A 12,656-nucleotide genomic window follows, 5' to 3' on the forward strand; every position below is an offset into this window, starting at 1 on the left:
CCTTTCGCTGAGCACTCGCCACCGACCGTTGATGAACGACCGAGGAGCCGAACCAGTGTCGCGTCCGTCGCACCACGGCAACATGTCTGCGGCCCAGGCATGGGGCACCCCGTCCGCCAACCCGCCACGCCCCCCGCGATTCCCTCGACGCAGGCCTTTGCTTCTCGCCATCGCGGTTCTCGTCCTCTGCGCTTGTGTTGGTTGCGCCGTCTGGTTGCTCCCCGGCCGGTCGCACCCCGCGGCCGACGCCGACAAGTCCGCCGCGCCGAAAGCGGGCACGATGGCTTGGGCCGCAGAGGCCCGCACGAAACCGTCGGAAGGATCTAACACTGCCCTTGGCACGTGGTTCACCGACTCGCTGGTCATCAAGGCTGAACCGGACATGGTGACCGCCTACGACATCAAGCGCGGCGAAAAGAAGTGGTCGTTCGTCCTGTCGGGCCCCTTGTGTGCGGCCTCGCGCGAAGCCGACGGAAACCGGGTGGTCATTGCGACGTTGTTCGGGAAGGTCTGCACCGATGTCACCGCCATCGGCCTTCGCACGGGTGAACGTCCTTGGGAGCAGTCCATCGCCGCAGAAGAGAAGGCGGGACCGGCACTGACTCCCGCCAAGTGGCGTAAGGCTCCTCTGGCCATTGCTTTGCACGGCGGCTACGCGTACCTCTCCTGGGCCACGGGGGAAGAAAGCCGTAGTCTCGTCGACGGCAAACGTGTATCGCAGCAGAAGCACAAGGCGTGCGAGATGGTCGACGCAGCCGGCGGTCCCGAGCTCATCGCCACCGCCTACTGCGGCGGCACTTCCACGATCCGTTCGCTCGATCCGAGAAGTTTGAACAAACCCAAGTGGTCGACCCCGGCAGCCAAAGGCACCTTTGCCTCCTCGGTCATTGCCACCCGTCCCGTAACCGTGATGACCAGCCGTGACACAGGCGGAACCGCCTCCTTCGGCGTCTTCGACCCGGCCACCGGTCACCGACGGACGAACATCGCCGCCAACGATTTCTGGCAACTCGGCAGTTGCTTTCTGACAGCTACAGGCTGCACAGGAGCCTTGGTCGAAGGCGACACCCTGTACGTCGGCGGAAAAGGCATGGGCATGGCGTACAGCCTCACTGATGGGAAGAGCCGCTGGACTTACAAGTCCGACGCGAACCGCAAGACCTTCCCCGTCACCGTGTCCGGCGACGACGACAAGGTGGCCTTCTACGTCCTTCCATCCAGTGAACGCCCCGGACGGCTGTCCTACGTTTCGGTGAAGACCGGCAGCACGGTACGAACGATCACACATGCAGACACCGCACGAGCGCGTGAATCCACTATGCAGACCCACGGGGGGACTGCCCTGCGCGTTGTGGACGACCGACTGCTGATGGTCGACGTCAACGACATCCCCACTGAGACCACGGACATGATCCTGGCCATGGCCGACTAGGCCGGCGGTCGCTGCTGCCCGCTTGAGAGCAGCTCGGGGGGCTTCAGAGCAGGAGTCACGCAGGAACCTGTTACTGATCTGACAACATGCTTTGACCATTTTGACGTTGGGGTCGGAGCAACGAGTGGATAGAGTGTTGCAGCGGCATCACCGGTAACAGGGGGAGGGACATGGTGGAGCTGAGGGCGCTGAGCGCGTCGGTACAGACTCCGTTCGGCAAGAACCTGGTCAAGGAAGCTGAGACACTGGCCAAGTTCAAGAGCCGCGTCGACAAGGTACTGACCGATCTTGAAAAGTCCCCCGCGTCGCATAAGAGCATCGACCACCAGACGATCCCGGCCGACGCCTATGGAACTTTCGATTCCGCGAAGAAGCTGGCCGGCAAGTACGCCGCTGTCCATGAGCGCCTCTCGACCTTGTCCAAGACCCTCGGCGATCAGATCGAGGCCATGGGCCTGACGGCACTGGCCGCCGAGAAGGGCTACGAGGGCCTCGACGCGGAACAGGCGGCGCGGCTGCGGCAGATCCAGGCTCAGGCGCGCGAACAATACCAGCCGCCGAAAGCGATGGACGAGCACGGGCCGAAGCGCACTGGTGAGAAGGATCTCGGGAACCAGAAGGCCTGACGGGGGCGAAGATGGGAAAATTCGACGGGGAGAGCCACGAAGCGCTCTACGGCATGATCGCCAATGCGCAGCCGACCCGATTCAGCGACGCAGAAACTGCGCTGCGCAAGGCATCTGCCGACATCAACGCCATCGGCGAGGAGTTCAGGGCGCATGTCCAGCGTGTGAAATGGGAGGGTGAGGGCGGCGACGCCTTCCGTGCCTGGGGTGCCGAAATGGCGAAGCAAACTCTCGTGATGGCTGACTACACCCAGGATATCGGCGAGTGTATCGGCCATGCCGGGAAGGGGCTGAGCCTCGGCCAGAGCGAAATGCCTCCGGTGGAACCGTGCTACGTGGACCCCAGGAAGGACGCGGAGCGGAGGGCTTCTTCGGACAAGAGACGTCAAGAAGCCATCCAAGCCCTGGTGAAGGCGGACTCCTACGTAACTATCGCGCAGCAGAAGCTGGACGGGCTGAAGGAACCGAACTTTCCGCTGTTGCCGAGTGCGTTCTCAGGCGGCGTCCGTGACGCCTATGTCGTCCATGAGCAGTCGCAAGGGGGGCCGCATTCCGGAGGTGATGGACTCGGCGGCGGGTCCGGACGTATCACCTCGCTGCACACTACGGCCGGCCCCAATGGGGGAGCGGACGAGGTGTCCTCGTATTCTGCGCACCACAGTGGAACGGCAGGCGTTCACCACTCCGTGGACACGGGGCGGCACGCGGTCGAGACGAGTGGCACAGTTATCGACTCCACGGTCACGGCACCGTCTCCCGACAGTGCCAAGCACATCGTGCCTGACCACACGGGACCAACGAACACCACCGGGCCCATGGTGCCGGGGCCGGCAGTGCCGAACATGCTGACCAGCCCCCGGGGCAACGCGAAGTTCACGCCGGGGCTGAGCGGGGGTCTGCCGGAGAAGAGCGTGAACACGCCTCGGTCGACATCTGTCCCGCGTATCGGAAAGAGCGACGGAGTTCTCGGCGGTACACCTGCGGAAAGGCCGGCGCAGTCCACCAGTCCGCGCCTCCCACGAGGCACGGTCGTCGGTGAGGAGCGGAGCCCCATGGGACGGGCTCCTATGGGGCGAGCGCCCGTGGGCGCGGGAGGCTACGGTGCGGGCCCTGGTCAGCCGGGAGCATCGGCCAGTATCCCCGGCCGTCGGCCGGCATCGGAAGTGAGCGGCTCCAGCGGCGTTCCGCGTACCCCGCGCCAGCAACGTTCCGAATTCACCCAAGGCGGTTCGGGACTCGTACGAGGTACTCAGGCCGCAGGCGCCACTCCTCGATCCCGGGCTCAGGCTCCGGGCAAGCCCGGCCGGCGCGGTGGGGTCAGGCCCGACTATCTGACAGAGGACGAAGAGACGTGGACGAGCGGGCGGCGCGATACGGTTCCGCCGGTCATCGACTGACTCATCTGCCAGCTGTGCCACGCCTAGGAGAGCGCCGACGCATGCGAATCCAGATCCGGAAACTACGCCAACGCGCTTTGTCGGTCACCGCGTTGTGCGGTGTCGGGCTTGTCTCCATGGGAGGTGTCGCACCCGCGGCCGTAGCTGCGGACATCCGTTCCCGGCAGTGGTACTTGCAGGACATGCAGGCGGAGAACATGTGGAAGGCGAGCAAGGGAGAGGGAGTCACGGTCGCCGTCATCGATTCGGGCGTCAACACTGAACTCCCCGAATTGCAGGGGCAGGTGCTGGACGGAGTCGACTTCAACGAGAATCCTTCCGGTGCGCACAAGGACACGAAGGGGCATGGCACCGATATGGCTGCCCTGATCGCGGGCACGGGGGCCGGCAGCGGCGTTCAGGGACTCGCACCCGAAACCAAAATCCTCCCGCTCAAGGTTGCCGTCACCCAGCAGTCGAAGGAAGCCGACGTGCTCCTCGCGAAGGCCGTGCGCTATGCAGCGGACAAGAACGCTCGCGTCATCAACGTATCTCTGGGTACTGAAGGGCTTTCGTCGTACTTCACGGAGTCGCAGTCGGCGGTGGACTACGCACTCAAGAAGGGAAGCCTGGTCTTCGCCGCTGTGGGCAACAGCGGTGACAAGAAGAACCTTCCTGAATACCCCGCAGCTCTGCGAGGTGTTGTCGGAGTGGGTGCCATGGATCGCCAAGGTACGGTCGCCAAATGGTCCAACCACGGTGACCAGGTTGGACTCGTAGCCTTCGGCGACGACCTTCCGCAGCACTGTCCGCAGTCGCAGGAGATCTGCACAGGCGGCGGCACAAGCCAGGCCACTGCCCTGACCTCCGCGTCCGCCGCCCTCATCTGGGCGAAACATCCGGACTGGACCAATAACCAGGTCCTGCGGGTCATGATGCAAACTGCGGGCCAGCCTGCGAAGGCCAAAATGCCTAGTAAGTACCTGGGCTATGGCAGTATTCGCCCCCGTAAGGTGCTCGTTGATGGTGAAGGGAAACCCGGCCCGCCCGATGTCAACCCGCTCCTGGCGGCCAACCAGAAGAGCACGACCTCTGGTTCTCTGACGCCCGCCCCGTCAAGCGGGAAAACGACAGAGGGCGGCCAGGGGGAAGCCAAGACCGACAATGCCGCATCGGCGGAGCCGGAGAGTTCCGGTACCGGCGGTAAGACGGCCCTGTGGGCCGTCGTCGGTGTGGTGGCAGTCGCACTCCTCGGCGGCCTTGCTGTCTTCGTGCGCCGTCGTGCGAGGTGAGAGAAGTATGAATGATGAGGGAGGTGATGCGAGCAACTGCGATAATGGCGGTAAGCCCGAGCGATATACAGCGAACCCAATCCGGTTCGCGCACTTCAGTGAGCCAGGGGTGACAACCTTTATTGTCTCGCTGACAACTCATGGGGGAAGGTAGACCATGTCCGGCAATCAGAAGATCAGTGACGCAGCGTTCAAGAAGTTCTCGGACTCCATGGACGAGACGAGCCAGGCCTTTTCGTCGAATCTGCGGACCTTGGCGAACGCCATCGCCAACCTCGACGGCGGCCAGTGGAAGGGCGAGGGGCACGCGGCCTTCCGGAAGGCCCAGATCGCCCTCAACGACGACCACGACGCGGTGCGTCGGCTGCTCGACGGCATCCGAGAGGCGGTCGTCCTCACACACCGTGCGAGCGGCGCCAACGATGGTGAGATCGCTTCCAGCCTGAACAAGATCGATGTCAATGGCGCGGCGCCCGGCGGCCATCTCTCCAGCAAGATCGATGGCTACGCGTAGCAGACCGACAGTCCAAGACATCACCATCAAGGAATGGAGGGCCAAGTGTCCGACGGAGAGCTTGCAGTCCACTACGGCTCGGTAGAGCAGACCGCCAGCGACATCGAGCGCGTTGCGGCGCGGCTGCAGGAAGAAATCGAGAAGATGCGGTCGGCGGTCGCCAACGTCGCAGAGGGTTGGGAAGGTGAGGCCCACAACATGATGAAGCAGGCCGACGGCATCTTCCACTCCCGGAGCGTCCACATCCAGCAGACCCTCAAGGACGTCGCGAACCGCGTCCGCACGGGTTCCGCGCAGTACCACGCGACGGACAAGAAGGCCTCTCAGCTGTTCGACATCAGCTACTGAGCCTAGGGCGAATACGCCGCCCGCGACGGGGTGGGCAGCCGGCCAACGGCGGCCCACCCCGTCCGCGTACGCGGACGCACTTACTCACTTCAGGTCGAACTCACCATCCCGCGCCCCGAGCACGAACGCACGCCACTCGCCTTCCGTGTAGCGCAGCACCGTGTCCGGATCCGCCGACGACCGCATGGCCACCGCCCCACCCGGAAGATAAGCAATCTCCACCCGCTCCTCGGCCGCACCACCGGGTGCGCTGAGCCACTCGGCATCGGAGATGTCGAGTGCGTACAACTCAGCCTTCTCACGTTCATCAGCCATCAGTTCAGGACTCCTTGGGTGACGGCGGAGGCGAACTTGCGCCAGACGCCAGTGGATACGAGAGCGGGGACGTGGTTCGGTTACGTGCCACGGTTTATTGTGCGTTCGTCGATTGCGGTGAAATCTATGCAATGGCCGATGCTGCCGCTGCGTGAGACTTTGTGCCGCCGGATAGAGCCCGGACCATGAACCAGCCGAGCGATGCTGCCTATGCTCACTGACTGTAGCTCCCTGATCATTTCCTGGGACCGCCGTCGAGCCTCCGGCGGCCCGATGGGGGCGGGCCCGTAGGCGGGATCGAAACCCTCGACGCGTCGGTCCACGTCCTTCGGCCCCTCGCAGCAGACGGAGGTGGTGAGGTTCTCCACCCAGACTACTTCGCGAGCGAGTTCCGGAAAGTCTATGTCGTCGCCAAGTTCACCAGAGCGATTCCGCTAACTATGTGCGTTCTTGCAGAGCAGTTTTTTCGCTGCAAAGTCTCTGAAATTGACCATCATCTTCTCCAGGGTTCGGCGTGTGAGTTCCTTATCTGGAGAGGAGAAGGCGGAGAGTTCTAGTACTATATATTTTTCGGAATTTGGGTGCTGGGGATCTTTCGACGCATGCGAGACTGGCCGTTCGCAGGTAAATGTAGTCGCTGAACCTGTATCCCACACCCAACCCCTGTCGCGGACAGGGATAGATGACAGGTGAGGCCTGTCCTTGATGAGTGATCTTAGCTCCGCAGGGTTCTCCACAGGGTAGCGGTTGGCGGATGCCAGAAACGCCGTATTGCCGTCGACGTATACTGAGCAGATGGCGGATTCTTTACCGTTGTAGAGGTCGAAGCTGTTAGTGATGTCTGACGAGGCTTTTTTTCCCTCCGGTGCGATTTTTTCTATCTCGTTTCCGGAGAACGCGCCCCAGCACGCCGTATCGGGAATCTCGAAAGAAGCGGCTTTGTGCCCGTCGTTGCTGCAGCCGGTTAGGGCCACTGCACCCAGGGCCACGATCGCGATCGTAGCTATCGGCAAGGTTTTCCGGTAGGGCATGGCACGCTCTCTGTTAGTGGAGGACCTTGGGTTGGATGGTCTCAAGGCGCTCCTGTCGCACTAGCCCGTGCTCCGCGGCCCGCTGTATGGGCAGTCACTGCGCTTGTGGAGGCAACTCCCGCAAGAGCATCGATATTCTGTTCCGAAATCCCGCTTCCTCGGCAAGCTGTGCGTACGGCTGCCGCGGCAGATTTCTTTGTCGCCTCCTCGGCTTCTCTGTAGGTGATGGCGGCATCATGCTGTGCTTCAGATGTTTTGTCCTGCTGCATGCGGTCAACCATGGCACTGGTGATATCTTCCTTGAGCCAGCCAACCGCGTCACCGGCGCCAAGGGGAAGTTTATCGATATATTTGCCCCCGACAGAGTCGATGGTTCGATCGATCCATTTCGATTTTTCTTCGATCGCTTTGTTGAACTGAGCGTCCTTATAGGCCTGGTCTCCGTGAATGGCCTCAGTTCGCGCTTCAGTCATGATGCCCGCGATTTGCCCGCCCGGGTACACCGCATTGTGGATTGGGTCTCCAAGGTTGTCGTACTGGTCGCGATGCTTGACCACGTCATGCACCAGAGCGGTCGTATAGGCTTGCTGAGCGTTGCTGATTGAGCCATATGCGTCTGGATCCTGTCCGACTGCCCCAAGGAATTGCTGTAGATCGGCACTGGTGAACTTTGCGCCATGCCCAAAAGGCTTGATCAAGTGATTCTCATTTTCGAGCGTCATCTGCATGTCCGGCATGTACTCGGCTGCCATGTTGCCGAAGTTGCCGGCCAGTCCGCTCAGCACACCAGGATGATCAGGGTCCTTCCCCTCGACCAGTACAGGATGTGCCCCGACCTTTTCCACGACCCTTTCCATCACCTTGGCCATGGCCGCGGTATGGCGGACTTGATGTGCCCCGTCGTCGCTGGGGTCTCGGTGAGTGGTTGCCGCCTCCAAGGCGCTCCCCAAAGCTGTCTGCCCCGAGCGGGATTCCCTGCCCTTCACATAATCCAGCGCATCCGCATCAGGGTTTCGATCGAGCATGTAGTCGACCATACTCATCGGACGGGTGTCTTCCTTGTTGATTTTCCCGTCGTAGTTCGAGTCGTAGTGAGTGACGACCTTGTCGGCTGAGGTGATGATGCCGTCGTGGTTGCTGTCTTCCCTCACGGGCTCGTTGAAGAACGCGGTAGCGGCTTCCGGGTTGTGACTCAGCCCCTCCATCAGCCCGGTAAGCGGATGGAACCCCTTTCCGCCAGTCTTATCGAAGTTGAGCGTCGGCTGCCCAGACGATCCGTAATGGGAGCCTGCCGGCGCATTCCGGTCCCAGATCCGTGGATCCTTGCGCTCCATCGCAACCATGTCGCGACCGATCGTCGTCATGAAGCCGGCGTCGAATTTTCCGTCCCGGACGAGCGCGCCGAGGGCCTGATATCCGTATACCTCTGTGCCGAGTGTGGTGACGCGCGAGAGGTCGAGCTGCTGGTGACCGGCTTTTTGGAGGCCGGTAATCCACGTGGCATCCAAATGGGTCGAGCTGTGCTTGCTCGTGGCCACGCCGAGCATGGAGCCCATCTCATTCTGAATGTGATGAACGAGATTGATGCGCGTCTTATCGTGCAGCGATGAGGCATCCAATGCCACGTTGGCGTAGAAGTTCAGCGCACCCTTCGGGCCCATGGTCTTGTAGAAGGTGGTAGAAAAATCAGGATTCTTCGCGTTCCTGTCGAACAGTTTTTGCAACTGCTTAAGTTCGTCGAGGTTCTTTGCCGTGCCATCCTCGGCGAGATGATTGGCGATTCTGGTCGCAGTTTTGGCGTCGGCAATCGCCTGTGCCTTTTCTGCATCCTTGTACGAACCGTATTTCACCGTGGTGAAGTTATGGGGATCCTTGCCGGCGATGGTGCGTAGGGCGCGTGAAGTCGTTTCGTCGGCGTCGGCTGCCGCTTCCAGAATCTTGTTGATTTTGGCCACCACCGCATCGATCTTCTTCTGCTCAGCGGCTGGAGCCTTCATAAAGTTGAGGACGTCGTCGTTCTGCGGCTGCGCAACGAACGGTGGTGTGACTTTAACGGATCGCACGACGCCGCTTGAGCTGATGCTGAGTTCGTTCCCAGTGGCTTCATCCACTGCGGCCTGCAGATCGTTTTGGCACGTTTGGAACTTGGCGTGCGCCTCTTTGAGGATGTTTCGGATGCTCGTGGCCTCAGTGAGAGCGTCCGAGAATTCCTTGGCCGTCTTGAGGACGAACGGCTTTACGGCGGCGGCGTTTTCTCCTTGCCAATCCGCTTTCTTGGTCTTCGCGGCCATTCGCTTGTCGGCCACCTCCTCAAGCGTTTTGAGCTTCTTGACCATGGCGGTCCAATCGTCGACCGCCTCCTCAAGCTTCCCAAGGCGGAGATGGCGGAGTTCTTCGAACGACGGCACGTGAGCTCGTTCCTCAGTGGAAGTAGCGACTGATCTTGGAGGCTGTCAAGTATTCTCCCTCGACCTTCGGCATGCTGTTTGCGACTTTCTTGTCGTCTTTGGCGTGCGCGGCGAGGGAGTAGTCCAAATGGTCGGAAATAAGGGCACAAGCCTGCAGAAGCGTGTTTACCTGGTTTTCCCAGGTCTGGTTGGCATGATCCAGAGCGGATCCGGTGTCGAGGCCCCCGTCGGTGAGATTTGCTGCCGCGGTCTTGCTGTTGTCGTGAGCGTGTCGGCCATCAGTTTTAAGTTGGTTGTAGAGGTTGTAGGCGTCATTGCCGATGGGGCCGAGTTCATCGCTGCTCACGCTCAGGTCGGCGGTGGTGCCGGAGTCGGGGCCACCCGCGTCGACGTGGTTGATGCGGGTGTGAGTTTCTTGCCGCCTGGCGGAATCTGCCCGCAGTTGGTTCCATTCGGTCTTAAATGTCATTTTCCCCCCAGTTGCCAGCCAAGTCGGCCTGGCCGCAAGGCAGTTGCGTGTCCCGGGTCATCAGTGGACAGGCTATCAATGCGCAAAGCTACCAAGGGGGCACGTTGAGTCGCGCCCCCTTGAGTCTCTCCGGCGGGACTGATTACTGCTGCTCCGGCAGCCACCCCACCTGCACCAGCGGAACCCCCCGCTTGCGCGAGACGAAGAAGCCGCGGCCCGGCGGCATCGGGCGCGGGCGGACGCCGCCCAGCAGGTCGCCTTCGCCGGGGTCACCCGACAGGACGATGCCCTGTGCGCCGAGTTCCTTGATGCGCTGCATGAAGGACTCGTACATCGAGCGGGATGCGCCGGCCGTGCTGCGGGCGATGATGAAGCGGATGCCGACGTCGCGGGCGAAGGGGAGGTTCTCCGTGAGGACCGCCAGCGGGTTTCCGCTGCCGGTGGAGACGAGTTCGTAGTCGTCGACGATGACGAAGAACTGCGGGCCCGTCCACCAGCTCCGGTCGCGGAGTTGCTGCGGGGTGATGTCGGGCTTCGGCGCGCGGCGCTCCATCAGGCCGTTCATCGCGCCCGCGTGGACGGTGAGCGCCGAGGCGATCGGCGCGTACTCCAGCAGATGCGACTCCGGGATGACGTCGAGCAGCGAGCGGCGGTAGTCGCCGACCACGATCTTCGCCTCGTCGGGGCCGTACCGCTCGGTGATCTGCTTGGCGAGGAGGCGCAGCATCGCGGTCTTGCCGGACTCGCTCTCGCCGAAGATGAGGAAGAACGGGTCGGTCTCGAAGTCCACGAAGACCGGTTCGAGGTTGGTCTCGTCGATGCCGATGGCGACGCCGTGCTGCGGGTATTCGAAGCCCTTCGGGAGCTCGTCCGCGCGGAGCCTGCGCGGCAGCAGCCGGACGCCGGGGGCGTGCGGGCCGGACCAGGCGGCGTCGACCGCGCGGATCATCTCCGTGGTCGCGTCCGTCATGGTGTCCGGGTCGCTGCCGGCGTCGATGCGCGGCTGCGCGCCCATGAAGTGCAGCTTCTCGGGCAGTTGGCCGCGGCCGGGCACGCCCGCGGGGACGTTCGCCGCGACCTTGCGGTCGAACTCGGAGTCCATGGTGTCGCCGAGCCGCAGTTCGAGCCGGTTCAGGAGCTGGTCCTTGAGGGAGGCGCGGACCTCCATGTTGCGGGAGGCGGTCACCACGACGTGCACGCCGTAGCCGAGGCCCCGGCCGGCGATGTCGGTGACGATCGCCTCCAGCATCTCGTACTCCTGCTTGAAGTTGCCCCAGCCGTCGACGATGAGGAAGACGTCCCCCCACCCCTGGTCGGCGTGGTGCCCCGCCGCGCGCTGGCGCCGGTACGTGGCGATGGAGTCGATGTTCTGGGCCCGGAAGTACTCCTCGCGCCGCCCGAGTACGCCCGCGACCTCCGCGACCGTGCGCCGTACCTTCTCCGGGTCGAGGCGCGAGGCGATGCCGCCGACGTGCGGCAGGTCGGCGACGGCGCTCAGGCCGCCGCCGCCGAAGTCGAGCCCGTAGAACTGCACTTCGGCCGGGGTGTGCGTGAGCGCGAACGCGGAGATGAGCGAGCGCATGAGCGTCGACTTGCCGGACTGCGGGCCGCCGACGACCAGCATGTGGCCGGCCGCGCCGGAGAAGTCGCGGTAGAGGACGTCGCGGCGCTGCTCGAAGGGCTTGTCGATCAGGCCGAGCGGTACGACCAGCCCGCCGAGGCGCGGGTAGTCCGCGGACGTCAGGCCGCGGCCCTCCACCGGGGTCAGCCCCGGCAGCAGCTGGTCCAGCGACGGCGCCTCCTCCAGCGGCGGCAGCCAGACCTGGTGCGCGGGCGCGCCCTGGCCCTCCAGCCGGCGCACGATCACATCGAGGACCGTGTCGGCCAGCGCGTCGTCGTCGCCGGGGACCGGGGCCAGCGGTGCGACCGGGTCCGGGGCGGTGTAGGTCACCGGCACCGGGGCCGCCGTGAACAGCACGGGCCGCCGCTCGATCGGCAGCGGCGCGCCGCCGAGGTCGGCGGTGCCCGTGCGGTACGTACCCGAGACGTACGCGGCCTTGAAGCGCGTCATCTCATCCGTGCCGAACTTCAGATAGCCGGAGCCCGGCACCGAGGGGAGGTGGTACGCGTCCGGGACGCCCAGCGCCGTACGGGACTCCGCCGCGGAGAAGGTCCGCAGGCCGATCCGGTACGAGAGGTACGTCTCCAGCCCGCGGAGGCGGCCCTCCTCCAGCCGCTGCGAGGCGAGCAGCAGATGCACGCCGAGGGAACGCCCGATGCGGCCGATCTGGATGAACATCTCGATGAAGTCCGGCTTCGCCGTCAACAGCTCGCTGAACTCGTCGATCACCAGAACGAGTGAAGCCAGCGGCTCCAGGGGAGCGCCCGCGGCCCGCGCCTTCTCGTAGTCGTGCATGTTGGCGTAGTTGCCCGCCGCGCGCAGCAGCTCCTGGCGGCGCTGGAGCTCACCCGTGATGGAGTCGCGCATCCGGTCGACCAGCGTCAGGTCGTCCGCCAGGTTGGTGATGACCGCCGCCACATGCGGCAGCTGCGACATGCCCGTGAAGGTCGCGCCGCCCTTGAAGTCGGCGAGCACGAAGTTCAGCGACTCCGACGTGTGCGTCACGGCCAGCCCCAGCACCAGCGTCCGCAGCAGCTCCGACTTGCCGGAACCCGTCGCGCCGACGCACAGCCCGTGCGGACCCATGCCCTCCTGCGCCGCCTCCTTGAGGTCCAGCATGACCGGCGTGCCGCCCTCGCCGACGCCGATCGGCACCCGCAGCCGCTCCGCGAGCGACCGCGGCCGCCAGGTGCGCGACACATCGACCGACCCGGCGTCGCCGAG

11 protein-coding genes are annotated in these 12,656 nt (G+C 63.7%); 6 read left to right on the forward strand and 5 right to left on the reverse strand.

Going from position 1 to position 12,656, the window contains the following annotated elements:
• Positions 1 to 157: 157 nt before the first annotated feature.
• The 6 genes from ACFU99_RS15240 (at position 158) to ACFU99_RS15265 (ending at position 5,588) form a co-directional block, all read left to right on the forward strand.
• Positions 158 to 1,432: a PQQ-binding-like beta-propeller repeat protein gene (locus ACFU99_RS15240; protein ID WP_384391236.1), complete on the forward strand. Its 1,275-nt coding sequence runs from the start codon at positions 158 to 160 to the stop codon at positions 1,430 to 1,432.
• Between the two features lie 170 nt (positions 1,433 to 1,602).
• Positions 1,603 to 2,058, forward strand: coding sequence for a hypothetical protein (locus ACFU99_RS15245; RefSeq protein ID WP_384391239.1), 456 nt, complete (start codon positions 1,603 to 1,605; stop codon positions 2,056 to 2,058).
• A gap of 11 nt (positions 2,059 to 2,069) precedes the next feature.
• Positions 2,070 to 3,455 carry a hypothetical protein gene (locus tag ACFU99_RS15250; RefSeq protein WP_384391242.1) on the forward strand — a complete coding sequence of 462 codons (1,386 nt, stop codon included), beginning with the start codon at positions 2,070 to 2,072 and terminating at the stop codon, positions 3,453 to 3,455.
• Between the two features lie 41 nt (positions 3,456 to 3,496).
• Positions 3,497 to 4,726, forward strand: coding sequence for a S8 family serine peptidase (locus ACFU99_RS15255; RefSeq protein WP_384391244.1), 1,230 nt, complete (start codon positions 3,497 to 3,499; stop codon positions 4,724 to 4,726).
• A gap of 157 nt (positions 4,727 to 4,883) precedes the next feature.
• Entirely contained in the window at positions 4,884 to 5,240 is a 357-nt protein-coding gene (locus ACFU99_RS15260; RefSeq protein WP_384391247.1) for a WXG100 family type VII secretion target, read from the forward strand.
• A 45-nt stretch (positions 5,241 to 5,285) separates the two neighbouring features.
• Entirely contained in the window at positions 5,286 to 5,588 is a 303-nt protein-coding gene (locus tag ACFU99_RS15265) for a WXG100 family type VII secretion target (RefSeq protein ID WP_384391249.1), read from the forward strand.
• 84 nt (positions 5,589 to 5,672) lie between these two features.
• On the opposite strand, the gene ACFU99_RS15270 is transcribed toward ACFU99_RS15265, so the two are convergent.
• The 5 genes from ACFU99_RS15270 to eccCb form a co-directional block, all read right to left on the reverse strand.
• Positions 5,673 to 5,903 (reverse strand): DUF397 domain-containing protein, encoded by a 231-nt coding sequence (locus tag ACFU99_RS15270; RefSeq protein ID WP_384391252.1) that lies wholly within the window; start codon positions 5,901 to 5,903, stop codon positions 5,673 to 5,675.
• A 434-nt stretch (positions 5,904 to 6,337) separates the two neighbouring features.
• The gene (locus ACFU99_RS15275) at positions 6,338 to 6,892 is read right to left on the reverse strand and encodes a hypothetical protein (RefSeq protein WP_384391255.1); all 555 of its coding nucleotides are present in this window, start codon (positions 6,890 to 6,892) and stop codon (positions 6,338 to 6,340) included.
• Positions 6,893 to 6,975: 83 nt separating this feature from the next.
• Positions 6,976 to 9,342 (reverse strand): hypothetical protein, encoded by a 2,367-nt coding sequence (locus tag ACFU99_RS15280; RefSeq protein ID WP_384391258.1) that lies wholly within the window; start codon positions 9,340 to 9,342, stop codon positions 6,976 to 6,978.
• A 13-nt stretch (positions 9,343 to 9,355) separates the two neighbouring features.
• Positions 9,356 to 9,811 (reverse strand): hypothetical protein, encoded by a 456-nt coding sequence (locus ACFU99_RS15285; protein ID WP_384391261.1) that lies wholly within the window; start codon positions 9,809 to 9,811, stop codon positions 9,356 to 9,358.
• 142 nt (positions 9,812 to 9,953) lie between these two features.
• The coding region (gene eccCb, locus ACFU99_RS15290; RefSeq protein ID WP_384391263.1) for a type VII secretion protein EccCb at positions 9,954 to 12,656 on the reverse strand (2,703 nt) is incomplete at its 5' end.

Source organism: Streptomyces sp. NPDC057654, from assembly GCF_042800135.1.
Taxonomy (GTDB): Bacteria; Actinomycetota; Actinomycetes; order Streptomycetales; family Streptomycetaceae; genus Streptomyces.

Bases quoted from the DNA above. Each gene is read 5' to 3' on its own strand.
- ACFU99_RS15250 (WP_384391242.1), top strand. From the start codon at position 2,070: ATGGGAAAATTCGACGGGGAGAGCCACGAAGCGCTCTACGGCATGATC.
- ACFU99_RS15255 (WP_384391244.1), top strand. From the start codon at position 3,497: ATGCGAATCCAGATCCGGAAACTACGCCAACGCGCTTTGTCGGTCACC.
- ACFU99_RS15270 (WP_384391252.1), bottom strand. From the start codon at position 5,903: ATGGCTGATGAACGTGAGAAGGCTGAGTTGTACGCACTCGACATCTCC.
- ACFU99_RS15260 (WP_384391247.1), top strand. From the start codon at position 4,884: ATGTCCGGCAATCAGAAGATCAGTGACGCAGCGTTCAAGAAGTTCTCG.
- ACFU99_RS15285 (WP_384391261.1), bottom strand. From the start codon at position 9,811: ATGACATTTAAGACCGAATGGAACCAACTGCGGGCAGATTCCGCCAGG.
- ACFU99_RS15245 (WP_384391239.1), top strand. From the start codon at position 1,603: ATGGTGGAGCTGAGGGCGCTGAGCGCGTCGGTACAGACTCCGTTCGGC.